Origin of the sequence: Porphyromonas sp. COT-052 OH4946 (assembly GCF_000765965.1) — a bacterium.
GTDB classification, from domain to species: Bacteria; Bacteroidota; Bacteroidia; order Bacteroidales; family Porphyromonadaceae; genus Porphyromonas; species Porphyromonas gulae.
This window is the reverse complement of the sequence record NZ_JQZY01000027.1, coordinates 60,049-84,867: the sequence shown is the minus strand read 5'-3', so window position 1 is coordinate 84,867 and position 24,819 is coordinate 60,049. Positions and strand designations below refer to the sequence as shown.

The 24,819-nt window shown below is 48.4% G+C and carries 16 protein-coding genes and 1 tRNA gene; 10 read left to right on the top strand and 7 right to left on the bottom strand.

Annotated features, from left to right (window positions below; translation table 11 throughout):
• Window positions 1–28: 28 nt before the first annotated feature.
• The 6 genes from lgt to HQ50_RS09200 all read right to left on the bottom strand — a co-directional run bounded on the left by lgt (window position 29) and on the right by HQ50_RS09200 (window position 12,697).
• Window positions 29–880, bottom strand: a complete 852-nt coding sequence (gene lgt, locus HQ50_RS09225; protein WP_039429984.1) for a prolipoprotein diacylglyceryl transferase — start codon at window positions 878–880, stop codon at window positions 29–31.
• 38 nt (window positions 881–918) lie between these two features.
• Window positions 919–1,824, bottom strand: a complete 906-nt coding sequence (locus tag HQ50_RS09220) for a diaminopimelate dehydrogenase (RefSeq protein WP_039418510.1) — start codon at window positions 1,822–1,824, stop codon at window positions 919–921.
• A 37-nt stretch (window positions 1,825–1,861) separates the two neighbouring features.
• Window positions 1,862–2,875, bottom strand: coding sequence for a transcription antitermination factor NusB (nusB, locus tag HQ50_RS09215; protein ID WP_235290053.1), 1,014 nt, complete (start codon window positions 2,873–2,875; stop codon window positions 1,862–1,864).
• Window positions 2,876–3,664: 789 nt separating this feature from the next.
• The gene (sprA, locus tag HQ50_RS09210; protein WP_039429981.1) at window positions 3,665–11,164 is read right to left on the bottom strand and encodes a cell surface protein SprA; all 7,500 of its coding nucleotides are present in this window, start codon (window positions 11,162–11,164) and stop codon (window positions 3,665–3,667) included.
• 39 nt (window positions 11,165–11,203) lie between these two features.
• A complete protein-coding gene (gene ruvA / locus HQ50_RS09205; protein ID WP_018964383.1) occupies window positions 11,204–11,812 on the bottom strand; it encodes a Holliday junction branch migration protein RuvA in 609 nt (202 codons plus the stop codon).
• A 369-nt stretch (window positions 11,813–12,181) separates the two neighbouring features.
• Window positions 12,182–12,697 carry a pyridoxamine 5'-phosphate oxidase family protein gene (locus HQ50_RS09200; protein WP_230587233.1) on the bottom strand — a complete coding sequence of 172 codons (516 nt, stop codon included), beginning with the start codon at window positions 12,695–12,697 and terminating at the stop codon, window positions 12,182–12,184.
• Between the two features lie 147 nt (window positions 12,698–12,844).
• On the opposite strand from HQ50_RS09200, the gene HQ50_RS10930 reads away from it, so the two are divergent.
• The 5 genes from HQ50_RS10930 to HQ50_RS09175 all read left to right on the top strand — a co-directional run bounded on the left by HQ50_RS10930 (window position 12,845) and on the right by HQ50_RS09175 (window position 16,309).
• Window positions 12,845–13,021: a helix-turn-helix domain-containing protein gene (locus HQ50_RS10930; RefSeq protein ID WP_081960081.1), complete on the top strand. Its 177-nt coding sequence runs from the start codon at window positions 12,845–12,847 to the stop codon at window positions 13,019–13,021.
• A gap of 973 nt (window positions 13,022–13,994) precedes the next feature.
• On the top strand, window positions 13,995–14,204 hold the full coding sequence (locus HQ50_RS09190; RefSeq protein WP_052073437.1) for a hypothetical protein: 210 nt from the start codon (window positions 13,995–13,997) through the stop codon (window positions 14,202–14,204).
• Window positions 14,201–14,959 (top strand): HNH endonuclease, encoded by a 759-nt coding sequence (locus HQ50_RS09185; protein ID WP_039418502.1) that lies wholly within the window; start codon window positions 14,201–14,203, stop codon window positions 14,957–14,959. Before HQ50_RS09190 ends, HQ50_RS09185 begins: the two co-directional genes overlap by 4 nt.
• Complete coding sequence (locus HQ50_RS09180; protein ID WP_052074934.1) at window positions 14,937–16,004, top strand: HpaII family restriction endonuclease; 1,068 nt, start codon at window positions 14,937–14,939, stop codon at window positions 16,002–16,004. The genes HQ50_RS09185 and HQ50_RS09180 overlap by 23 nt, the downstream gene beginning before the upstream one ends.
• Before the next feature lie 223 nt (window positions 16,005–16,227).
• Window positions 16,228–16,309, top strand: a tRNA-Leu gene (locus HQ50_RS09175).
• A 185-nt stretch (window positions 16,310–16,494) separates the two neighbouring features.
• Here the strand turns inward: HQ50_RS09175 and HQ50_RS09170 are convergent.
• Window positions 16,495–17,712, bottom strand: a complete 1,218-nt coding sequence (locus tag HQ50_RS09170) for an S-adenosylmethionine:tRNA ribosyltransferase-isomerase (RefSeq protein WP_039429978.1) — start codon at window positions 17,710–17,712, stop codon at window positions 16,495–16,497.
• Between the two features lie 138 nt (window positions 17,713–17,850).
• On the opposite strand from HQ50_RS09170, the gene HQ50_RS09165 reads away from it, so the two are divergent.
• From HQ50_RS09165 to HQ50_RS09145, 5 genes are all read left to right on the top strand, one after another.
• Window positions 17,851–20,166 (top strand): GH92 family glycosyl hydrolase, encoded by a 2,316-nt coding sequence (locus HQ50_RS09165; RefSeq protein WP_039429976.1) that lies wholly within the window; start codon window positions 17,851–17,853, stop codon window positions 20,164–20,166.
• 1,138 nt (window positions 20,167–21,304) lie between these two features.
• Entirely contained in the window at window positions 21,305–22,297 is a 993-nt protein-coding gene (locus tag HQ50_RS09160) for a PhoH family protein (RefSeq protein WP_081960080.1), read from the top strand.
• Between the two features lie 49 nt (window positions 22,298–22,346).
• Window positions 22,347–23,288 (top strand): phosphoribosylaminoimidazolesuccinocarboxamide synthase, encoded by a 942-nt coding sequence (locus HQ50_RS09155; protein WP_039429972.1) that lies wholly within the window; start codon window positions 22,347–22,349, stop codon window positions 23,286–23,288.
• 31 nt (window positions 23,289–23,319) lie between these two features.
• Window positions 23,320–24,057: a bifunctional demethylmenaquinone methyltransferase/2-methoxy-6-polyprenyl-1,4-benzoquinol methylase UbiE gene (gene ubiE, locus HQ50_RS09150; RefSeq protein WP_039429969.1), complete on the top strand. Its 738-nt coding sequence runs from the start codon at window positions 23,320–23,322 to the stop codon at window positions 24,055–24,057.
• A complete protein-coding gene (locus HQ50_RS09145; protein WP_039429967.1) occupies window positions 24,054–24,803 on the top strand; it encodes a shikimate dehydrogenase in 750 nt (249 codons plus the stop codon). Before ubiE ends, HQ50_RS09145 begins: the two co-directional genes overlap by 4 nt.
• Window positions 24,804–24,819: the final 16 nt, after the last annotated feature.

Here is a 24,819-nt window from a genome sequence, read left to right as displayed (position 1 = left end):
TCTTGGATACTTTTATAATTATTTGTTGTTATGATAATTTCTGCATAATCGGATTCTTTACGGCATGGATGATAAGCCAAATGCCTGCAAGAACGAATGGTATGCTGAGCAGCTGTCCCATATTCAGGCCGACTGATTCGATAAGCTTGAGCTCCCATGGCTCCTGAACGATCTTGATGCGCTCGATGATCAAGCGAGAGAGGAAGATGCCCGTGAGGAAAACTCCCACTATCAGCCCGGAGTAGCGTCGGGCGGCATCGCGCTTCCAGTATAGCCACATACAGAGAGCGAAGACTGCCAAATAGCACAAGGCTTCGTATATCTGAGTAGGATGACATCCCATATCCATATTCGGCACCAATCGGCGATACTCTTCCGAGCGAATAAAGCGGAAGCCCCAGGGCAATGTCGTCGGGCGGCCGAAAATCTCACTATTGGTCAGATTGCCCAGACGAATCATGGCGGCTACGATACCTGTAGGCACCGCCAAGCGGTCTAAAACCCACAGGATGGACTTGCGCGTTACTCTGCGCGAATACAGCCAGCAGGCTATTATGATCCCGATGGTACCTCCATGGCTGGCCAAGCCACCCTCCCAAGTGACGAATATCTTGGCCGGATTGGCCAGATAGTATGCCGGGTCATAGAATAGGACATGCCCCAGACGTGCTCCGACGATAGTACCTACAAAGACATAGACGGCCAGAGACTCGAACCATTTGGGATCCAGCTTCTCGTGTTCCCACATTTTTTTCTCTATCCAAGGGCCCAAAATGATCAACCCCAATGCAAAGAGCAAGCCGTACCAGACAACGGGGTGGCCGAAAAGGGTAAATAGAACCGGATCGAAATCCCATGTGATGAATGCAGGTAGTGTCATAATGTTCCGATTAGCCGTTTAGTTGAGTAGTATTTTTCTTAGCAAAGTTGCCCTATCCAGTACTCCCTGTCTCCGGGAAGAAGGTCTATGACGGGGATTTCCTGTAGGGTGTAAGCTCCGGGGTGTTGGCGCATGGCTGCCCGAGCTGCACAGACCAGTGCTTGTCCGGTCAATGCCGGATTGTTGATCTCCATATCGAATGACATCCGCTGGTTTTGCGTAGAACCGCTCACGCCCTTACGCACCATGTGGACGCCATGCCCCATATCGATGAGGGCATCCACATCATCTACCTGTATCACGTGGGTCTCGTCGTGAGCGAAGTACTCATCTGCTTTGATGGCAGCCGATATCTCCTCCAAGTTGTGTCCCGGAAGCAGTTCTACGTAAACCATGCGGCGATGTACACCCGTTCCGAGTGGAATGGTCATCGAAAGTGCGGCCTTCACGCCGTCTATGGCCTTCACGGCTACAGTATGTCCCATACTCATACCGGGACCGAAGTTGGTGTAGGTGATTCCTTTGGGGACGATAGCCTGCATCAGCGTACGCACCACAGAGTCGCTGCCCGGATCCCAGCCGGAAGCGATGACGGCTGCCGCTCCGCTTTCTCTGGCAGCATTTCCCAGTGATTGGCGCAAGGCCAAAATGTTGCCGTGAATATCGAAGCTATCGGCCGTGCATATTCCTTTTTTCAATATCTCTAAGGCTGTTCGCTCTACTTCCCGACTTGGTGAACATATCAATGCTACATCGACTGCTTCGAGTTGTTCGATGTCCGATACTACGGGGAAAGGTCGAAGCTCGGAGGGAACTTCGGTCGGATTGCGGCGTACGATGCCTGCTATTTCAAAATCAGGGGCTTCATTAAGAGCTTGCAGGGCATAACGACCGATATTGCCGTAGCCTATGATGGCCGCCCGAATCTTTTTGTTGTCTGTCATTTGTCGAATCTGGGGATAGGTGTTTCGCCCCCTTCTCTTATTTGAGTAGTTTGCCTTTCTCTCTGAAGCCTTTGACCACGGCATCGAGCAGACCGTTTACGAACGTTCCGCTCTTCGGGGTACTGAACAGCTTGGAGAGGTCGATGTATTCATTGATTGTTACCAAAGCCGGAATATTCGGGAAGTTGAGCAACTCGGCAATGGCCAGTTGCATGATCAGCATATCCATGTCCGCTATGCGATCCACTTCCCAGTTGATCAGATTTTCACGGATGATACGGCGATATTCCTCTCCGTTGATGATGGCATTGCGCAGTAGGGTGGTGCCGAATACGGCATCGTCTTTCTCCTTATACGCAGGAAGCAGGATAGCCGATGGATCGGTATCTTGGTCGATCCGTCGGATCGTCTTGAGGACGAACTCCTTCACGATTTCGATAGGTGCATTTTCCTGTCGGATCGTTTGGTAGTTGCCATCGGCAACTGCCTGCCGTACCGACTGTTCCACCTCTTCTATGTCGGGAGTCTCCTCTGTCTCGATTTTCTCGATAAGTTGTATTTGATTGTCCCAGAAGATACTATGCTCTTCCATTACTTCTGCCAGCTCTTCGTCGGGAAGGACGATGTCGCGCATCAGCTCATTCCAGAACGAACGGTCGGCTTCGAAGTCGTCGTTGGCATCGGAACCCATGTAGCGGGCGAAAGTCTCGGACGAATGGATTTTTTTCAGCAGGCGTCGCAGAAAAGCTTCTTCGGAACGCCAGTTAAGAGCGTTCTGTTCGGCTCTTACCCACAAAGGTCTGCAGCTTTCGATCTTTTCGGCAAGCCGGTTCTGTACCATGCGCAGATTGGGGTTTTTGTCCTTCTCTGTCGCTAAACGCTTGTTCTTATTGGCTTCGAGGATTTCCGCATGCAGTCTTGTCAGTTCCGGAACTAAGAGGAGGTAGTATAGGTATAGGTCGTATGTCCGCTCCAGACTGTTGAGCAACTCTTTTTCGGCAGATTGTATTTCAGCATCATCTCGATGGTAATACACATATGCTTGTTGCAAAACTCGGGATCGGACAAGTGCTCGATTGATCATTCTTATAATCCTTGAAAAGTAATGTCTGGCAAAGGTAATCAGACGTACTCAAACCCACAACATATTGGCTTTCGGCTTAAAAAAGGCGATGGGACTCATCTCCGAAGCATGATTGTCGTATCAGATCCATCTAACGTTCATGGCAGGGTAGGGATCTGGCATTTTCTCTTCTTTATGTCTAACTTTTATAAGACCATAGTATCCTCTCGCATGAGACCATAGTATCCTCTCGCATGAGACCATAGTATCCTCTCGCATGAGACCATAGTATCCTCTCACATGAGACCATAGTATCTTCTCACATGAGACCATAGTATCCTCTCACATGAGATCATAGTATCCTCTCACATGAGACTATAGTATCCTCTCATATGAGACCATAGTATCCTTTCCCTGTCGGTCATACTTTATTCACGATATGGATCTCACAATGAATATCCGAATACCGTGGATGCAATTGTCCCGGAGATGGGAGGTGGCTCGTTTCGGTCGATGCTGCTGTTCATCCGAGGAGCTGTTTCGGAGAATACGAACCACAAAAGCAAGAACAGTGGTTCGCGTTCTCCAACAAAAGACGCGCGTAAAACTTTTCGTTTTGGCTCATGAATTTTTCACTTCTCGAACCGAAAGAGAAATTTTCCTGCGCCACGTTTTGTGGCACCTCGATCAATGAGATTGACGAGCATGAATTGGTGCGATGAGGGAAATGACCTTCGCTGAAATGCGATGCGAGGAGTGTGGGCAATGCCGCTCTGGCTACTGCGTCAGATTGAAACGGAAGCTGACGCCGAAATTGCTGTTCGTGATAGGGAAGGAAGCCGAGCTGACAAGCGGATGGTTCATATCCCAATCGTAATAGGCGCGTAGGGTAAGCATACGGCTGATGTCGTAGTCCGCACTGACGTTGATCTTGTGGCTGATATTGCCATTCGTAGCTTGTGTGTAAGCATCTTGGATCTTGCGAATCAGGGTCAGTGTACGGCTGTAAGCATAGTTCACTCGGACGGTCAGCGCGCCTCCGGTACGCGGAGTTGCAGTCTCATTGTTGTTTCGTCCGCCTTTGGCCTTTCTTGCAGGTCTTGTCCGTTGCAGGCCGATGAGTTTGGCAAAATTCTCTGCCTTATAGTTCATCCCTATGGTTATCTGATCTTCGTTCGACTCCACGAGCTGATAAGCCGATAGATTCAGATTCAGACGGCGAGTCTTTCTGTAGTCCGTATTGATCCCCAACCCACTCATAAACGTAACTTCCACACCGAGGAGGGGAGCAAAACTATCTTCGAGACGGACAAATGGAATATCGAAAGGCATGGATGCAACGGGGGTCAGCATCGTGGGATCCGATGAGTCTTGGATAAAACCCAGATTGCTACCATCGGCCAAACCCACCCAACCGAGGTAAGAGCTATAGCTATCTACGTTGTATATACCACGGTAGGCATGGTTGATACGCACATTTCGGAAGTACTTCTTGAGCAGTTCGGTTTTGCTCAAGCCCGTGTAGCTGACATTCCAGTTGGGGAGAATGGAAGACAATGAGGGGAATGCCGACAGGCCGATTTTTCCCACCGACCTCTGGGTATAAGCACTGAGGAAAGCCGGAATAAGCACGTCGGCCGAGTTGAGGGATACGGCACTGTTCTCCGGAGAAACCGGCTGGCCGGCCAGACTGCTTCCTTCCATGAATCCGGAAGAGGGATAAGTGGCTCCATGATATTGGGCCATGATACGCCCTGCGATTATCTCCCGATTTCGCAGGAACTCATTGAAGGCCTCCGAGGCATAGCCCGTTGCTCCGGACGAACTGCTGAACATGCCTTTCAGTCCGATGGTCGTCATCACGAAGTTACCTCCATAAGTGCGCGGCATACCGGCATAGATGTATTGGGTCTGCGTTTGTCGGGTATCGGTTCTGTTGGCTGTGAGGTTGATGCGCAGCTCGCGAATCGGTTCGAGCGTCATCTTGATCTCGAACGAATTGCTCTCCGAGTAGACGGAGGGTGATACGTTTTGCTGCCCACCGATAAGCCAACCTTTCTGCGCAGCTTTGTCCACGAAATCTTCTCCGGTAAGGCCGAAAGCAAAGTCCCATCCCGGTGCCAAAATGCCATCCACGGAGCCTTGTCCGCCGGCAGCTTTGATATTGGGCAAGAATCCGGGCAGATGCAGGCCGGACGATTGCCGGTAGTTAAGGTTGATGCTCTTGAGCATCATCAGGGCGTATACCATCCTTTCGCCTATCGCACCGAATGCAGGAGTGGAACTGCTCTGCCTCGGGGGGGCTACCGTTACATTGATCTCTATGCTGTCATTGTTCAGAATGACGATTGTATTCTTATCCTTGATTTTTGTCTTCAGCGGATACATCTTGCCATCCGGGCCGAGGGCGGACACTCTCACTTTCTTGGAAGCAAAGGTGTGCGTCAGCGTTACCGTAGAATCGGGGAGCAACCGGATTTTCTTGGTCAATGGCTGAGCTGCTTTTTTTACAGGATCCTTTTTGTCCGGATTCGTGATATGCTGCTCTATTCTCTTGAGGAAAGCGGATTTGCGATACAGCGATGTCAGATTGAGTTGCAGGGGAAGTTCCAGCGTCGCCTGATTGCGGATCGTATTCCCGATGATCTGTTCGGTGGAGGTTTTGGCTCCACGATCCCAGTTATACACGGCATTATAGGTCAATGAACCGTTCACCCAATTCAAGGCGGATATTTGGGTTGTAGGCAGGGTATACGATACATTGAATGTTTGGTCGTATGCGATAGGAGTTCCCAATTCGGCAATACTGCGTCGAACGGAGTCGCGCCATATCTTATACTCATCGGGAGCGAGCTTTTTGTTCACTTGTACATGCGGCTCTTCGATACGGGCATTGGTGCCACTGCGGAAGTTGATCCTCAGACTGTTGAGGGGATTCCAGTTGACAGCTATGGCACGATCCCAAACGAAATTCTGCATGAACGTCACGGGTAGCTTTTCGGCCTGACCTACTCCATAACTGAAGTTGCGCACCTGTTCCTCCGAATAGGAACGGATCATATTGGTCTGGAAGGTGATCTTCGCCGGGAGCGGATTGATGGCAAAACCTTTCAGATAGGTTCCGGCCTTTTTGATTTTGGCAAACGGCTTGATCGGTTTGAGCAGAGGCGAATAATCATATACCATCCCGGCACTCCAGTTCAAATTCGTATTGTACTCCATGTCGGGATTGTGTCGTTCGCTTTTATTATAGGAGTAATTGAACGAGAAGTTCGCCGGATCGTAAGGCATCGGGTGTTTGCTCTTGACATTGACTCTGATATTGTTCAGTGCCAAACTGTGCGTTGTCATACGGTTTTCGCTTAGCCTCCTCAGAGAGTCGCGAGAATTTTTGTCGGGCAGAGCGTCCAAAGCATCTTTCAGAAGGATGTCTTGATCATAGGGATTGTATTGTGGAGATATTTTCTCATCCGATACCGAGTAATAGAAAGGTATGCTGATCTGAGCCTTTTCGGGGAAGAACTTGCCAAGTTCCAAATTGGTGGAGAAGTTGAGTGTACGCGTATCTTCTATGGCCCGCTGCGTGAGAGACTCGTCCAAAGCACCGAATCCGGCGGTTATCATCTGTCCGCGCATATTCACCGATCCCAAGTCGCTAAGCTGCATATTGATGGTGGTATTGGCAGCCCATCCGCCTTTCTCATCGTAGTCCGTGAGCCTGAGTTCATTGACCCATATCTCGGCACTCTTGATGTCAGTACTGTTATTGCGAATACCGATCATGATAGTCTTGACTTCACTCAGTGTCGGATTTCCCATAACGCTAACGGTATTGCCGGTGTTTTCGGGGTCGGGTTCGGAGAAAAGGCGATAGAAGTCAGCGGCAGGATTGCCTGCGGCTTTCTCCCTGTTGCGTTTCGTCTTAATATCGGTGAGGGCAGACAGTTTGAAGTCGAACATATTCTCCTTAGGCCAAACAGTTTCCCTGTCGTTCTCGCTATTGGTCGAATAGGTACCGAAAGGAGTCAGGCGCAACGGTATGGAGTATTCGTAATAATTGTTCCGGTAATCCGTCCCTAACCGGATGAAGACGGACAGATCTCCATTGCCTGTATGCGTGGCGTCTTCATCCTGAAGGCGTTCGGCATGCGTAAACATCTGCAAACGCTTATAACGCCGCAGATCATAGCCCGTATTCTTATATACGGCACGTGCATCGCCCGGTGCCAGTGTTCGGACTTTCAGGCTCATGGACTGTTCGTTTTGCTGCGTGCTCTGTGCTTGCTGGGGATCGAGCGAACGCAATACGCCCGGAGGGAGCACATAGTTCACAGGCTTACGGTCACCATTCTCCTCTATGTTTACGGTACTTACTTCCAGTTTTGCATTCGAGATCGGTGTCAGGTTGGCCGGATGCAGTTCGCGTTCGTACTGTCGCCAATCGCCACGCACCAATTTGAAAGTCCCGAATCGTAGAATGACCTCTTCAGAAAAGTTCGTCAAGTAGACACGCATGAAGCGGATGGTCTTGAAGTCCGTAATGCCTCCGATCTTTCTCTCGAACTCCCGTACCGGGACTTTGAACTGATACCAGGTTATAGTCTCCTTTTTGCCGTTGCGCAGCTCTACCTCCTTGGTACGAGAATCGACAATATAGTTTTGCCCCACAACCATTTTAGAGGGATGCAGCTCCACACGGTACTGGAAATACTTCTCTATTTCGTTGAGCGTATTGTCCTGATTGATGTCTTCCACATCGGGTACCAAGCGGCTGGATACGTTGTATCCGGTAATATCGTTGGTGGCTTCGGCCGAGTTGCCTTCCACTCCGTTGTATTGCTTATAACGATCGAGGATCGACTTGCGTGCGTCATCGTAATCGGCCCCCCGATAGTGGTGAAAGTTGTCCCCACCCGGATCGTTGATCGGGCTGAATGGATCTGCACTCCATTGACCCAGAACATCGGGAGATACGATAGACGTCAGACGGGATATATACTCGGCATATGCCGGGAATTCTTTTTCCTCCTCCGTCGTAAGCCCGTTGAAGCCGACATCCTGTTTCGGACGTGCTCCGGCTGTATTGTCGAAAGCATAGCCCGTTCCCTGACGCTTCGGCACCTTACCCCATACTGTGGTCTCTATGGCAGCGGGATCATCGTTGATGGGCATACCGTTCTCGAAAAACTTCTTTTCGTCTTTCAGAACTTCCTCGGATATTTCACCCAAGTTGATATACATTGACCCTCCCTTGGCAGTTTCTTTGTTGTAGATGAAAGGATCGAGAAGCCAAAACTCTACGTACTCGATATTGGATGCTTCGAAGTCGCTCTGATCTATCTTGCGCATGATACCGCCCCAGTTGGATTGAGGATTGGCTAAACGACCGTCCGACTGCATATCCACCGTATTGAGGTTGTATGGGCCACGCTCAGACGGATAATAGGACATCAGCAGCGTGTGCAGATAGCTATTCATATTGTATGTCTGATCGCGATAAGGGAAAAGCTCGGAGGTCTTCACTTCGCGGACATAATGGTTGGAGAGCTGTTCGAGGTCATTCTTCAAGTGGGCGGGCATACCTGCGGAATTCTCTCTTGTGAATATCGGATCAATGTAGAACCACGATAGTTTGGCTCTATGCTTGCCATAGTCAATATCGTTCGTCAATGATGCTTCCGGGAAAAACACCGGCCCTGCTCCATCTTGAAACGGAGTACTGGAGAGCATCCACGAATACGGATTCATCAGGTCGATATAGCTCTGCGAACTTTCGAAGTCGTCCAGATAGCTATTGCCTTGGGCATATTTACTTTGATAATGTCCGGGGATCAAATGAGCAAACTCAGCGTTTATCGTGATCTCACTGGGTTTTGTCAGCTCCACGAAAGGCAAAAGATCGAGTGCATTCGTCAGCCATTGAGCTTGAGTGCGGTAGTTCAGGTTAAGTCCCCAAAGCGTATTCTTGAGCGACTCGTCTCCAATCACGGATTTGGTTGTCAGCGGCATTTCGCTCAGGTGCATGAAGGTACCGCCCAAGGTGAAATCCTTGGAGAAGTTGTAGTTCAGATCTATACCGAACATCGTTTTGCGCTGCATATTCATCAACCCTCGGTTCTCCAGCGACACATTGATGGGAGTTCCCGAAGCGAGAATCGCTTCATTGATGATCGATACGTTGCCGGAGAGGTAGTCTACCGTATAATCCACATTCTCCGTCAGCTTGACACCGCCGGCCGTCACTACGACGGATCCGGGCGTTACGTTGATAGCCCCCAAAGAAATATCACCGCCCGAAGAAGCTTTGTATTCTCCTCGGAAGATAAATTTGTTCTTCTCTGCTACTTGCTGCGCAGCCACTGCCGTCGTATCGTACAGCTCTTGGAAGCAGTACTTTTTCGCCAATACAGGATCGCCAAACGCATCGGCAAGAGTCTTTCCGAATGGCTCCACGGTAGGAAGGATCACGACTCCTTTTTGAGGGAGGATCGTATAGCCATCGACAAAGTCATATGTGCCGTCGGGGTAAGGTTCTTGCTTGGCGTCCAGTCTATCCATGCCCAACACGCGTAGAAGCAGCTGTCCCTTGATCTTGCCTTCGCTGATATATGGCTGGTAGACGCCTGCGCTATCGCTCTGGTAGAAAACATTCAGCTTGAACTTCTCTTTCTGCACATTATAAACACCACCTCCCAACTGATAGGCATTCTTCATCATGAAGTGCCAATACGGCGAGGTCGAACTCATCGCCGTTCCTTTGAGCAGCTTAACGTAGAGGTTCTCCGTGGAGTTGTCCGGCCGGTCTGTAGAAAACTCTCCGACCTGATACACCTGACCATTGTACGTATATTCGAATGCTATCCCCAACACCTCATCGGCAGAGAGGCGCATATTCAAACTGATATAGCCGAGAATGCTATTGACTGTGTAGTCCGCAGGGTTCAATAGGCGAGCACTCTCTACTTTTTCGTAGTCTCGCCCTCCTTGCATGATTCCGCCCAACTCCTGCGTTACCTGGTCGATAAAGCGCAAGTTCGGCATCGATAGTAGCATCGGATAGAGCGAATTGGCCTGATTGGCCGGTAGGCTGTTAGTACTCATGGAGGGAGAAACGGATGGCAAAGCTATCTTTTCCGGTTCTCCCAAATCGGTAAAGGCTACTATGTTACGCGTCTGGGTGTTGTCGAAATTGCCTTTTTTATTGGTTACCCACACTTCCACACGATTGATTTTGACACCTGAGCTGATAAAGGGCAGTGTCTTCATGGCACCATCGTAACGATCACGGAAGTAGTGGCCGAAGAAGAAGTGCCGATTCTCATCGTATTGGCCTGCCGATAATTCGAACGGGGTAGTCTGCGCACCACCTTTCGTGCTGACCCTCTTGGTCTCTGCCTCCTGCTGACTGACCACCATATCCACGTCCAATTTGCCGAACTGCATCTTCGTGTGTATCCCGAACAGGCTCGCTCCACCTCGAATCAGAGTGTTGCGCGTATTCATGGATACATTGCCGGCTTCGATCAGCTTGATGATGTCGTCTTCCTCTCCTTCGAAAGCTAACTTCAGCTTCTTTGCATCGAAGTCGAACGTACTCTCCGTATTATAGTTCATCCCGAAGTTGAGCTTCGTACCCACTGAAGCCTGCACGTTGGTCTGGATCTTTTCGCTGAAGTCGAAATAGGAATGCTTGCGTGCATTTTCGGGCAGAGACGGGTTGTTCGTGGCATTGCTCTTAGCCCCCATGGCCACCTCGGCCGATCCTTGGGTACGGAGTTTGACTCCGCCGGGGCCGAAGAGTTTCTCGGCCGGACCGAGGTCGAATGTCATTTCCAAAGGATTGAACCGCTTCTTTCCCTCCTGTTGAGCTTCAAGTCGTTCTTTTTCCATGAAGTAACGGCGGGTGGAATCGCGCTGCATATAGCGCAGGTATTCTTTGGGTGTGAAGGGGATGGGACTGCCCAGAGGTTTATCCCCAAGCTTGGTTACAAGCAGATATGTATTGGTCTTCTCGTCGTAGATAAATTCGGTGCGGATGTTATCCGGAGTCTTCAGGTCGAGTGGGTAGTTGCCATCCAGATAGCGATAGTCTTTGGCTTGGGTCTTCTTGACGGGGAAACGAGTCGTATCGGCCGGAGAGGGAGTTGCATAGTGATTGCCGATAGCAGCCCGGGCAGGTACAGAGCCATTCGCCGGACGCCATGTGGCCAAAGCAAGGCCGGCGATTATAGGCAGTAGAGCCGCAAGTAACCGAATGGGTTTGTTTTTCTTTTCCATTATCAAGACACCCGTGATCCTTCTTTGTTTGAGAAAAGGCTATAACATTCGTAATGCTCGCTTGATAATATCTTCGACAGCCAAAGACGAATCCTCGGAGAGAATGGACTTGACCGCTTTGCGTATAGCCGGATCGGCAAAGCCAAGCATCTTCAGGGCACTGATGGCCTCTTCTCCCGAAGCTATGGTATTCAGAGCGGCACCGCCTACAGCCGTCCGTGCAGACTGGATCTCGTCAGAGGAGGTCTCCAGCTGGATCTTACCTTTCAGATCCACGATGATACGCTGAGCCGTTTTCAGGCCGATGCCCTTCACCGCTTTCAGCGCATCGGCCTGTCCTGTGGTGATGAGTGCGGCCAGTTCTTGAGGAGCATAGGAGGATAGGATGAGCCGTGCCGTCGTAGGACCGACACCGCTGACGGAAGTCAGTTGGCCGAAGAGTGTGCGTTCTTCTTTCGTAGAAAAGCCATACAATAAATGGGCATCTTCTCGGATCAGTTGTGTGATCCAGATGAGTCCCTCTTTCTTCCCCTGATAGGCAGAATAAGTGGTGAGCGAGACATTCACATCATAACCCACTCCCGCACACTCGATCACGAGGTTCGTTGGCGTCAAACCGACTATTGCTCCCTTGAGATACTCTATCATTGCATGCTACACAGACCGAGGGCTTTATGTGTGGCTTCTTGGATCACTCGGCGAAACATTCCACAAAGTCTCCGGTCAAATTACTTTTACATGACTTTTTTTCCAAAAGCCACATAGTGTTGTTGTTTATACTACAGGAAACTAACGCAAAAGTAGGGAAAATGTTGTATCAAGTCCGTTTGTAGTAGTATATACGAGGGGTAGAGGCATCTATTTTATTCCTCAAGGATACGCGAGAGCACAATAATATAATGAGTAGCCGAATTCACTGTTGAGGCAATCGAACGGCGGGAAAAGAATATTGCTTTTTCTCGCAACGAAAAGTCCGTTAGGCTTGCATCGGATTTGAATGGGGAGATATTGATGCGGTTAGTCTGGGAGAACAAGTTTTCGTTTGGCTGTGATCGTATCTATTCGGATACGATAGATGGCGGTATGGGGCATACCGCTTTCAACGGCCTTATCGAACAAATCCATTTTCTCCGCCGTGTACTTCTCACAGATCAATCGTAAGGCATGCACGCACTCCTTACGATCTTCTACACGAACGACTCGCCCCCTGACTATAGCACTCTCGAATTCGGTGGTGAAAATTCGACTCAGCATAGAGCCGGATAAGGGAGCGCTTCCCTCTTTCAGTGCTTCCAGCGTTTCCGTACCATATACATCGGGTACCTCCACTCGGCCTACAAATACAATGGTGGCCGAAGGCTCATGGGTGAATAATTCGACTTTGTGTCCGGCACGTGCCGAATGGAAGTATAAATTCTCCCCATCGCGTACGATGGAAAGTGGCAAGGTATAGGGCGTATGGTCAGTATCCAAGACCGAAAGGACACCATAGGCTGCCCGATCAATCACTTCCAAACCGAATTCTTGGCTCATTTCTCGATCTTTACGTCGCATGATGAATGCCTAAAACAAGGGTTACACTTTGTATTTTCCAATAGTAAATGCAACACCCTATAAACAAAAACACGCCGAGGGATAATCGTTCGGGGTGTGAAGCCAATCGTTTAAATTCGTGTTGCAATGCATAAACAACTAACCTCGGAGCAAAGGTACACAATTGCCTGCCTACTCAAAGAGAACGTGTCCATCAGGAAGATCGCCGCAATGATCGGCGTTGCCCCAAGAAATGAAGGGGATAGCAAGAAATGTGTATCAAAATACAACACAAAATTAATCGAAGACCCAGAAAAGGGCTAGGATACCTAACGCCAAGCCAAGTTTTAGGACTAACTTAGATCAACAAGGTTGCGCTGGAAGGGGGAATGTGCCCATGCGAAATTCGATTCCCCATGGTTGGAGGTTTTTGCTATATTTGCCGGCAGACAAAGCACCCAGCAAGAGGATATAGTTCTTCGAAAGAAAACTTATCTGCTTGATATAGAACATTATTGACAAACAGTTTACGACTAAATAACAACAAATATGCACGCTGCTTCATACATCATTCCCTATTTCATCAGGCCGATTTTACCCCATCCGTGTCAGTCATACCACTGCACTATTCGGACTAAGCAAGAATATCTCTATGACGCATAAAGAGGAATAAGGCTTCCATAGTCCCCTCAAACATATAAGGCACCCACCGAGTTCCCTGTAGAATTTGGTGGGTGCCTTTGTTTTATCACTGCCCAAACCAACCTTTTTCAGCCTGCGATTTATATAGAAATGAGTTTCGATCTGTATATAAATTGAAAACGATTTATATACAAATCGCAAACGATCTATATATTTATCGTAAATGATTTGTATATAGATCGTTATCCTCTCTTCTAAAAGTCATGTTTCGACTTGAAAAACCTCTTCTTTTTACCTTTTTGACTTCAAAAACCACGTTCATTCAGATGCTTATTTAGAATCATTCCAAACTCATCTTCGTTGTTGAAAACTTTTTTCGTGTGTGTTTTCAGTACAGTAAACATGCTGAGAAAGGAGAGACACGTCCTCCGGACAGCGATACGATTCTTATATCGCTCATCAGAAGCAAATGGTATGTGTTGCTCTCTGTGCTGAACTTTCAATTCAGTCTCGTTATGCCCGCTTTCACTTGGTATCTTGTCGGATTTGGTCTTGATCTCGAAATCGGGAAAACCGGATAGATACAGTGCTCAAGAAAGTAAATAAGTACCTTTGCGTGCAGTGAAGCAGTATACCAACTCTAAGTCGTAATGCCATGGATAGGCTGACAAAAGAACAACGCCACAGAAATATGTCTCTGAACAAAGGAAAAGGTACTAAACTGGAAATTTTGTTTGGCAAGCTGTTGTGGAATGCCGGAATCAGGTACCGAAAAAATGATAAGGAGATTTTTGGAAAACCGGACTTCGTGATTAGAAAGATGTATTACTTTGAAAACTTTCACAATAATATATTCGCATTATGAACAATTGGACTAGAGAAGAAACGATTATTGCATTCAATTTATATTGTAAGATAGATATTAGAAATAGCCATAAAAACCATCCCCTAATAATAAAATATGCTAAATTATTAGGGCGTACTCCGAGTGCTTTAAATATGAAGATTGGCAACATTGCACGGTTAGATCCCGATTTAAAACAAAAAGGAATTTCAGGTTTAACACATGGCGCAAAATCAGAACAGTTAGTTTGGGATGAGTTTTATGGAAACCCAGATCTGCTTGCATATGAAAGTGAGAAACTAATCGCTATCTATTCTCAAAAGAGCATTGAAGAGTCCACTGGAATTGAAATGATGGATTTACCGAATGGAAAAGAAAGAGAAGCTATTGTAAAGCAAAGAGTCAACCAATCTTTTTTTCGTTCCACAGTACTAAATGCTTATGATTATCATTGTTGTATATCAGGGATTAGTATACCGACTTTGTTGGAAGCATGTCATATTATAGGATGGTCAGAAGATAGTTCGATTAGAACAAATCCACAAAATGGGCTTTGTATGAACCCCCTATTTCACAAGGCTTTTGACAATTTGCTCGTAACTATAACTCCAGATATGATTATTGTTATTTCAGAGGAAATGATTACAAAGGTTGCAAAAGCTTCTTTCCAAGATTATTTACGAGGACTGAACGGAAGGCAGATTATGCTGCCAAATAAGTTTATGCCTCGTAAAGATTTCCTCAATATCCATTATGAAAGATTCAAAAAAAGATAACCTTATGAATTCAGAATACATTAATCAAATTTTATTTTTACTTCAGAGGGAGAACAAGATTCAAGATTTTTTTTATCCTATTATCATGATCCTTCGGGAAGACAAGGATGGAGATATTAAATACAGCTTACAAGATAGAGATGTTGTCATACAGACACCGACTGCCAAAGAGCTTTTGCGAGTAGCTGCATCAACATTTTTGGTAGAGGCAGAGAAGTTGCTTAAAGCGATAAACGAAAACAATGGCGCATTTGCTGTTCCCTACATAGAAACATTCATGAATGGTATTTATTGCCATTCATTGAAAGCCAAATCATCAGATAAAACCGATATCAGAATCATTCTGCATGATCGTAGAACAAAGATGAACTCTGAGATGGGATTTAGCATCAAATCTCAATTAGGCAGTAATTCTACATTGTTGAATGCGAGCAAAGCCACCAACTTCAATTTCAAAATAAAAGGTGCAAAATTTTCAAACCAAGACATCTGTGAAATAAATTCGTTGGGTTCCAAGAAAGACAAAGTGATTAAGCGTGTAAATGCGATTAAAAAGAAAGGAGCTACATTGGTATTTGACAAAGTCGATAACCGTATATTCCGCAATAATCTCATTATGTTGGATGGAGATTTGCCCATGATCATAGCCAATTTGCTATTGGAACAGTTTAATAGCGGCATCTCGACCTTGAAAGAATTGGCAGAGAAACTTTCTGAGGTTAATCCATTGAATTATGATATAACCCAATCATCGCCTTTCTATACTTATAAAATCAAACATCTTTTAACCTCTGCCGCATTGGGTATGATGCCAGCTACTCCATGGAGTGGCATATATGATGCAAATGGCGGATATTTGGTCGTAAAGAAAGATGGTGAAATACTTTGCTATCATTTCTATGATCGTAATAGATTTGAAGATTACTTATTTTCAAATGCTTATTTGGAGCGATCGAGTACCACTCGTCATGAGTACGCATCAATAATTAAAGAAGTTGATGGAAGTCTTTCATTTAAGCTCAATTTCCAAATCAGATTGAAATAAGAGGACAAAAAGCAGTCAATATCAATCATTTGACCCCTGCTTATTTATCTTTTATGTCATTGGCCAATACGACAGTGGAATCTGTCACAAATAGTAACTTGAAAGCCGATGATATAAAGCATGAAAGAAAAAAATTACGCATTTTTTACAGATACGGCAGGAACGTAATCCAAAAAATTCGTGTATATTTGTGCCCGCTAAGCCTGTCGAGCAGGTGTGGTATGCGGCTGTGGTGTAATTGGTAGCCACGCCAGACTTAGGATCTGGTGCTTCACGGCGTGCGAGTTCGAGTCTCGCCAGCCGCACCCAAAAAGAAGAGAGTGTGTCAGTAAATCGCTATTTCGAGGCGATTTAGACACACTCTCTTCCTGTTTTATTGGAGATATTGCAAAGAATAAAGGTCGATGTTCAGGCCGGAAGGGATGCTATATATCCGTGCATGGCCGAGGAAACAGCGCGGGAATAGCCTTTGAAAGATGAGAAACCGCCTTTAGGGGATCAGCAATGAACCATCGCCATAGCTCAGGAAGCGATAGCCCGATTCGAGGGCATGGTGGTAAACAGCTTTCCAATCCTCTCCGATAAAAGCAGAGACAAGCAGCAAGAGGGTACTGCGCGGTTGATGAAAATTGGTAATCATGGCATCGACCATCCGATAGCGATAGCCCGGAGCAATCAGAATCTCGGTCGGAAAAATCAGCGTTTCGACTCCTTGCTCGTCCATCCAATCGAGTATTATGCGGATGGTCTCACTACGAGACAGGGCCACATCTTCATTCTCATAGGCTTCCCACTGGTTGACTTTTAAGGATTCTTGCGATGTATGCGAAGCGGTGGAGAGGCTTCTCCCCAGCCAATAGAGACTTTCGAGCGTCCGTACGGAGGTCGTCCCAACGGCAACGATGCTGCCTTGCCAATCACGCAGGGCTTCCAGCGATGAACGTTCGATGACTATCAGCTCGCCGTGCATCCGGTGTTCACCGATAGTCTCGCTTTTGACGGGACGGAAAGTGCCGGCTCCGACATGCAGGGTAACATCGACAACCGGAGTGCCTTGAGCTCTTAGCCGTTCGAACTCCTCCTCCGTGAAATGCAGCCCGGCCGTAGGTGCAGCCACCGAACCCTGATTTTTGGCATAGACGGTTTGGTAGGTTTCCAAGTCCTCCTCTTCGGTATCCCGATTGAGATAGGGGGGAATAGGGAGGATACCGGCCATTTCGAGGATTTCGCCAAAGGTGTAGTGATCATTTTCCCAGCTGAAACGGATATATCCATCTGCCGCAGGATCGTGAGAGGCTGTCAATAAGATGCTATCGCCATGCGGAGAAGAGATCTCCATCTGCAAGTCGCCTGACCGCCATCTTTTGGCATTGCCTACCATACAGTGCCAGACGCAGGAGCCACGAGCTGTGAGCGAGAGTTCGTACTGTGCAGGGCTGACAGGTTCGAGGCAGAATACCTCGATGCTTGCTCCCGTGGACTTGCGAAAAAGCAAACGGGCACGAATGACACGGGTATTATTCCTGACCAGCATACTGCCCGATGGCAGCACTTCCGATAGTTGGGAAAATACCGCATCCTTTATCTCACCCTTGTCATAAACGAGTAGTTTACAAGCATCGCGCTGTGGCAAAGCATGTTTGGCAATCCGTTCTTCGGGCAGGGGATAGTCGTAGTCGGCAATGGAAATATCCGTGGTTGTAATCATCGTGGTATGATATTTTGCGCGGCAAAATTAGCAAATACTACGGCCGAACATTCTCTTTTTCCCAATGGTTAAGTCGGTTCTTACATATCACAGATCGTTTACCTTTGTCACTGTATGAACCACAGACGATCAAAAACCATGCTGACGATCCGAAACTTCCTCCTCTATTGTTGTCTGTCGCTGATAGCGTTCGCTGCCGATGCACAAAGCTCTGTCTCTTCGGGTAGACGACTGACAGAATATGTCAATCCCTTTATCGGAACGGCCAATTACGGCACCACGAATCCGGGAGCAGTATTGCCCAATGGATTGATGAGCGTTACCCCTTTCAATGTCAGCGGATCGACAAAGAATCGATTCGACAAAGATTCGCGTTGGTGGAGTGCTCCTTATTCGGCTGACAATAGTTACTGCATCGGTTTCAGCCATGTGAATCTGAGTGGAGTAGGCTGTCCCGAACTGAGCGGAATGCTGCTGATGGCCACTTCCGGTACGTTCGATCCTGACTACCGCCACTACGGCTCTTCGCTTAGCCGAGAATATGCCCGACCGGGAGAATACAAGGCGGTGCTGGACAAATACGGTATAGATGCAGCCGTGACCGTAACCGAGCGGACTGCTTTGACCGAATTTGCTTTTCCCGAAGGAAAAGGCCATATCCTGCTGAATCTGGGACAGGCCCTAAGCAATGAATCGGGAGCCTCTGTTCGATTCTTAAACGACTCTACGGTGGTCGGCAGCAGGATGATGGGGACGTTCTGCTACAATCCGCAGGCGGTTTTTCGTCAGTATTTCGTCTTTCAGGTGAGTCGGCGACCGATCTCTGCCGGCTATTGGAAGAAGCAGCCGTCTATGACGGTGGAAGCCCAATGGGATTCGACTGCAGGAAAATATAAGCTGTACGATGGCTACAGGCGTGAGATGAGCGGCGATGACATCGGTGTCCGATTCTCGTTCAACTGCGATCAGGGGGAAAAGATCTATGTACGATCGGCTGTTTCATTCGTCAGCGAAGCCAATGCGCTCTATAATCTGGAAGCGGAACAAGGGGAGGTATTCAAAAATGCCGGAGGGAATCCGGCCAAGGCTTTCTCCGCTATACGCTCCCGTGCCATAGAACATTGGGAGGAAGTCCTCGGTACGGTGAAAGTGGAAGGAGGTACACCGGACGAAAGGACGATATTCTATACCGCCCTCTATCACCTGCTGATACATCCGAATATCCTACAGGATGCCAATGGAGAATATCCTATGATGGGCAGTGGCAAAACGGGTAATACGGCTCACGACCGCTACACCGTGTTCTCTCTTTGGGACACGTACCGCAACGTACATCCGCTGCTCTGCCTCCTCTATCCGGAGAAGCAGTTGGACATGGTACGGACACTGATCGATATGTACCGAGAGAGCGGTTGGTTGCCGAGATGGGAGCTGTACGGACAGGAGACCCTGACGATGGAGGGCGACCCCTCGCTTATCGTCATCAATGACACTTGGCAAAGGGGCCTTCGTGCTTTCGATACGGCAACGGCCTATGAAGCCATGAAAAAAAATGCTTCTTCGGCAGGAGCGACCCATCCGATCCGTCCCGACAACGACGACTATCTCACCCTCGGCTTCGTACCGCTTCGCGAACAGTACGACAATTCCGTATCGCATGCGCTGGAATACTATCTGGCCGACTGGAATCTGTCCCGGTTTGCCCACGCACTTGGGCATAAAGAAGACGCAGCTCTATTCGGAAAACGCTCGTTGGGCTACAGACACTATTATAATAAGGAGTATGGTATGCTGCGTCCATTGCTGCCGGATGGATCATTCCTCACTCCTTTCGATCCCAAACAGGGTGAAAACTTCGAGCCTAGTCCCGGTTTCCACGAGGGCAGTGCTTATAACTATGCCTTTTTCGTTCCCCACGATATACAAGGGCTTGCCCGGCTGATGGGAGGAGCAAAGGTTTTTTCGGAAAGGTTGCAGAAAGTCTTCGATGAAGGATATTATGATCCGACCAACGAGCCGGACATCGCCTATCCTTACCTCTTCTCCTATTTCCCGAAGGAAGCATGGCGAACGCAGAAATTGACCCGGGAGTTGATAGACAAACATTTTCGCAATGCTCCTAACGGCTTGCCTGGTAATGACGATGCCGGTACGATGAGTGCTTGGCTTGTCTATTCCATGCTGGGATTCTACCCCGACTGTCCGGGCAGCCCCACCTATACACTGACCTCGCCGGTATTCCCCCGAGTTAGGATTCGGCTCAATCCCCGGTATTATCCTCAGGGGGAGTTGGTCATTACGACCAATACAGAGAATCAACCGACAGATTCCATTTACATCCATACGGTTTCTCTTGGCAATAAAACGCTTCCGCATGGAACAAGGCATATCAGCCATGCCGATTTGGTGCGCTGCGGTCACCTCCGTTACGAACTAAGCAATCGTCCTCGATAAAGCCGAAGTTGCTTAGGATTACAAGCATATACCTGAGTTTTTGATACAGAAGGTTGCAACTGCATCCTGAGACTGTTGCATGGGAGTTTCATCAAGCTCTTTTGCTGCAGAGCTGATTCTTAGTGTCTTCGGGAAAGGTCAAACCTTCGGTATATGGACACAGCAAGCAAACAGAAATTTCATCAAGTTTCCATTAGAGAAGTACTCCTTTCCTCGTCAAATCAATGCTTGTGCCGATAGGCGAGAAATAAGGAATGATTGTCGGCTGTTTCTTGCTCCCTGCACAATGCAGGACGCGATTGTCGGCTGTTTCTTGCTTCCTGCACGATGCAGGACGCGATTGTCAGCTGATTCTTGCTCCCTGCATGATGCAGGACGCGATTGTCAGCTGATTCTTGCTTCCTGCACGATGCAGGACGCGATTGTCAGTTGATTCTTGCTTCCTGCACGATGCAGGACGCGATTGTCAACTGATTCTTGCTCCCTGNATTCTTGCTTCCTGCACGATGCAGGACGCGATTGTCAGTTGATTCTTGCTTCCTGCACGATGCAGGACGCGATTGTCAACTGATTCTTGCTCCCTGCATGATGCAGGACGCGATTGTCAGCTGATTCTTGCTTCCTGCACGATGCAGGACGCGATTGTCAGCTGATTCTTGCTTCCTGCACGATGCAGGACGCGATTGTCAGCTGATTCTTGCTCCCTGCACGATGCAGGACGCGATTGTCAGTTGATTCTTGCTTCCTGCACGATGCAGGACGCGATTGTCAGCTGACTCTGCTCCCATCAATACGCTAACTATCAGCTGTTTGCAACTATTTTATAGAACTTTCATTGAAGTCTTTTGCGGCAGAGCTGATTCTTAAGTGTTTTTCAGATTACTTGAGGTTTGCAGAGAGATCGCATGAAGCTCTCCTTTCTTCGTCAAATCAATGCATGTATCTGTCNGTTTTTCAGATTACTTGAGGTTTGCAGAGAGATCGCATGAAGCTCTCCTTTCTTCGTCAAATCAATGCATGTATCTGTCTTGATCGATATGAGGGGGGAGGTTATTGTGCAACAGACTCATTCTATGTTTTTTTGCGAACCTAAATGGGACGAAAAAGACTACATTTGCACCGTTGCTATTGGATACATATGCTGATTACAGAGAGAATTTACGTATTGGAAGATGTCGATGCACAGGCTTTCCTCGGTGTAAATAACAGCAATCTTATGCTCCTGCGTACGCTCTTCCCGAAGCTGCGCCTGGTGGCACACCACAATGTGCTCAAGATCATGGGCGATTCGCGCGAGACGGATCGTTTCCTCGATGTCTTGGAGCCGATGGTGGCATACTGCCGTGAGTACAACCTCCTGCCCGAAGATGTGATCCTGCGCATTGCACAGGGTGCCAAGCTGCCCGCTGACGATGTCCCTAAACATCTTATCCTGCATGGAACGGGAGGCAAGAGCATCATTGCCAGAGGTGATAATCAGCAGAAACTTGTGGAGGCTTTCGAGGCCAATGACCTCGTTTTTGCCATCGGCCCTGCCGGAACAGGCAAGACCTTCGTAGCCATCAGTCTGGCTGTCCGTGCCTTGAAAAGCAAGCAGGTGCGCCGTATCATTCTCTCACGTCCTGCTGTGGAAGCCGGCGAGAAGCTGGGATTTCTGCCCGGTGAGATGAAAGATAAGCTCGATCCCTACTTGCAGCCTCTGTATGATGCGCTGGAGGAGATGATCCCTGCCGTGAAGCTAAAAGAGTACATCGAAAACAATATCATCCAGATAGCACCATTGGCCTATATGAGAGGACGTACGCTCAACGATGCCGTGGTCATTCTGGACGAAGCTCAGAATACGACCGAGTTGCAGATGAAAATGTTCCTGACCCGCCTTGGTGCCAATGCCAAGATGATCGTCACCGGCGACATTACGCAGACCGATCTTCCCAGAGGTGTGCACTCCGGTCTGCGTCAGGCTCTGAATATCCTCCAAGGAACGAGAGGGATAGGCTATATTGCATTCCAACGCGCTGATATAGTGCGCCATCCGCTCGTACAGCGTGTGGTGGATGCCTACGACCGGTACGATGCCGAACGGAAAAAGGAGGCCGAAGCCGCAGCTGTCGTTGCGCAAACCATATAGAATCAGGCGATACCGATATTATTACGAATCACTAAGCATACAATTCACGATGAAAGAAACATTAGCTCGTACCGACTTCAGACTGCCGGGACAGAAAGCCGTATATCACGGCAAGGTGCGCGACGTATACACGTTGGAGGATGATCTTCTGGTCATGATAGCCACGGATCGCATATCGGCTTTCGACGTAGTCCTTCCTGCCGGTATCCCTTACAAGGGTCAGGTACTCAATCAGATAGCCGCACACTACCTCGATGCCACTCGCGATATAGTTCCGAACTGGAAGATAGCTACGCCCGACCCGATGGTTACTGTCGGACACCGTTGCGAACCGTTCAAGGTGGAGATGGTCATCCGCGGCTACATCACAGGAAGTGCATGGCGTGCCTATGCTGCCGGCGAGCGAGTGCTTTGCGGTCTGCCTCTTCCCGAGGGCATGCGCGAAAACCAGCGTTTTGAACATCCCATTATCACCCCTACGACCAAGGCCGATGAGGGTCACGATGAGAATATCTCTCGTCAGGAAATCATTGCTCAGGGACTGGTGTCGAAAGAGGACTACGAGCAGATAGAATGCTATACTTACGCACTTTTCGAGCGCGGTACTCAAATGGCTGCTGAAAAGGGGCTTATTTTGGTGGATACCAAATACGAATTCGGCAAAAAAGATGGTAAGATCTATCTGATCGATGAGATACATACGCCGGACTCTTCTCGCTACTTCTATGCTGAGGGCTATCAGGAGCGATTCGAACGGGGTGAAGCACAAAAGCAACTCTCCAAGGAGTTTGTCCGTCAGTGGCTGATCGAAAACGGTTTTCAAGGTAAGCCCGGTCAGCAAATACCGGAAATGACGGAAGCATATTGCGACAGCGTGTCGGAACGCTATATCGAATTGTACGAGCGGGTAGTGGGCAAGCCCTTCGAAAAGGCAGACCTGAGCAATTTGGCAGAAAGAATAGAAAAGAACATAACAGACTATCTGCGATAACATTCGGCCGATAGCCGAATAATCATGTGCCATGCAAAGTCCTGAAAGAATAACCCCTTACGATACCGAACGCCCCAAGAATGAACAGGTAGAGGCCATGTTCAACCACATTGCCGGACATTACGATCGTCTCAATCACCTCTTTTCATGGGGAATGGATCGTGTATGGCGGCAGAAGGCTATCCGTATGATCGAGCCTTTTGCTCCGCGTACAGTACTGGATGTGGCTACCGGAACGGGCGATTTGGCCATCGAGATATGCAGGCATATCCCGTCTGTCAAGCAGGTGACGGGTGTCGATCTTTCGTTGGAAATGATGAGGATAGGGGAGCAGAAAGTACGTTCGGAGAATTTGGACAATCGGATTACGTTTATGCAGAAAGATTGTCTCGATCTTCCTTTCGCAGATCATAGTTTCGATGCGGTTACAGTGGCTTTCGGCGTGCGCAACTTTCAGAATATCGAGCTCGGTTTGGAGGAAATGTATCGTGTGCTCAACGAGGGTGCTCCCCTGATGATCCTGGAGCTTTCCCGCCCGGTGAGTTTCCCATGGAAGCAGGGATATAATTTCTATGCTTCGCATGTGATACCTGTTGTCGGTCGTTTCTTGTCGCAGGATGCGGAGGCCTATACCTATCTTCCCGAATCGATAGCCGTCATGCCCCAACGAGAGGAACTGACGGATCTGATGCTCTCCGTCGGATTTCGGGAAGCGTATTATCGTACCCTTTCGCTGGAGGCGGCAACCGTTTATATGGGACTGAAATGAAAAAGTACGGTCTGATCGGCTATCCGCTGGCTCATTCGCTGTCTGCCGAATTCTTCAACTCCAAATTCAAGATGGAGGGAATCAATGCCGTCTACGAACTTTTCCCACTGGAATCGCTCGCCCAACTGAAGAGTCTGCTTTCGCTCCATCCCTCTCTTCAGGGGTTCAACGTGACATCGCCGTACAAAGTGGAGGTGATGCGCTATCTGGATCGGATAGACGAGGAAGCGGAATTGACCGGAGCCGTCAATACGATTCGGGTAGAACGTGCGCGCTTTCGCCGTCCTCGTCTCGTCGGTTATAATACCGATGTGAAAGGCTTTGCCGATAGTCTGGAGCTGATCCGAAAGCCGTGGCATACGCAAGCTCTTGTCTTGGGATCGGGCGGGGCAGCACTGGCTGTGATGCGAGCTTTGAAAAAGATGGGAATAGTACATCGACAGGTCAGTCGCACGCCTTCGGCTACCGGTGTGTATGCGTATTCGGATCTGACACCGGAGATTATCGAACGGCACAAGTTGATTGTCAATGCCACTCCGGTGGGTATGTATCCGCATATAGACCAATGTCCGCCTATTCTGTTCGAGGGTATAGGTGCAGAGCATCTCTGTTATGATCTGATCTATAATCCGCAGGAAACGATTTTCATGCATCGTGCTCAAGCACAGGGTGCTTCTGTGCAAAACGGATTGGAGATGCTGCTCATACAGGCGTTGTGCAGTTGGCGTATCTGGAACGAACGATAGTCTCTCTCCCCGTATA

What these genes read in the sequence shown, in the direction of transcription:
- HQ50_RS09170 (WP_039429978.1), bottom strand. Translation starts at nt 17,712, where the DNA reads ATGATTACAACCACGGATATTTCCATTGCCGACTACGACTATCCCCTG.
- ubiE (WP_039429969.1), top strand. Translation starts at nt 23,320, where the DNA reads ATGCAAAGTCCTGAAAGAATAACCCCTTACGATACCGAACGCCCCAAG.
- HQ50_RS09160 (WP_081960080.1), top strand. Translation starts at nt 21,305, where the DNA reads ATGCTGATTACAGAGAGAATTTACGTATTGGAAGATGTCGATGCACAG.
- HQ50_RS09155 (WP_039429972.1), top strand. Translation starts at nt 22,347, where the DNA reads ATGAAAGAAACATTAGCTCGTACCGACTTCAGACTGCCGGGACAGAAA.
- HQ50_RS09200 (WP_230587233.1), bottom strand. Translation starts at nt 12,697, where the DNA reads ATGAGCCAAGAATTCGGTTTGGAAGTGATTGATCGGGCAGCCTATGGT.
- HQ50_RS10930 (WP_081960081.1), top strand. Translation starts at nt 12,845, where the DNA reads ATGCATAAACAACTAACCTCGGAGCAAAGGTACACAATTGCCTGCCTA.
- sprA (WP_039429981.1), bottom strand. Translation starts at nt 11,164, where the DNA reads ATGGAAAAGAAAAACAAACCCATTCGGTTACTTGCGGCTCTACTGCCT.
- ruvA (WP_018964383.1), bottom strand. Translation starts at nt 11,812, where the DNA reads ATGATAGAGTATCTCAAGGGAGCAATAGTCGGTTTGACGCCAACGAAC.
- HQ50_RS09185 (WP_039418502.1), top strand. Translation starts at nt 14,201, where the DNA reads ATGAACAATTGGACTAGAGAAGAAACGATTATTGCATTCAATTTATAT.
- HQ50_RS09190 (WP_052073437.1), top strand. Translation starts at nt 13,995, where the DNA reads ATGGATAGGCTGACAAAAGAACAACGCCACAGAAATATGTCTCTGAAC.
- HQ50_RS09145 (WP_039429967.1), top strand. Translation starts at nt 24,054, where the DNA reads ATGAAAAAGTACGGTCTGATCGGCTATCCGCTGGCTCATTCGCTGTCT.
- HQ50_RS09165 (WP_039429976.1), top strand. Translation starts at nt 17,851, where the DNA reads ATGCTGACGATCCGAAACTTCCTCCTCTATTGTTGTCTGTCGCTGATA.
- HQ50_RS09180 (WP_052074934.1), top strand. Translation starts at nt 14,937, where the DNA reads ATGAAAGATTCAAAAAAAGATAACCTTATGAATTCAGAATACATTAAT.
- HQ50_RS09220 (WP_039418510.1), bottom strand. Translation starts at nt 1,824, where the DNA reads ATGACAGACAACAAAAAGATTCGGGCGGCCATCATAGGCTACGGCAAT.
- lgt (WP_039429984.1), bottom strand. Translation starts at nt 880, where the DNA reads ATGACACTACCTGCATTCATCACATGGGATTTCGATCCGGTTCTATTT.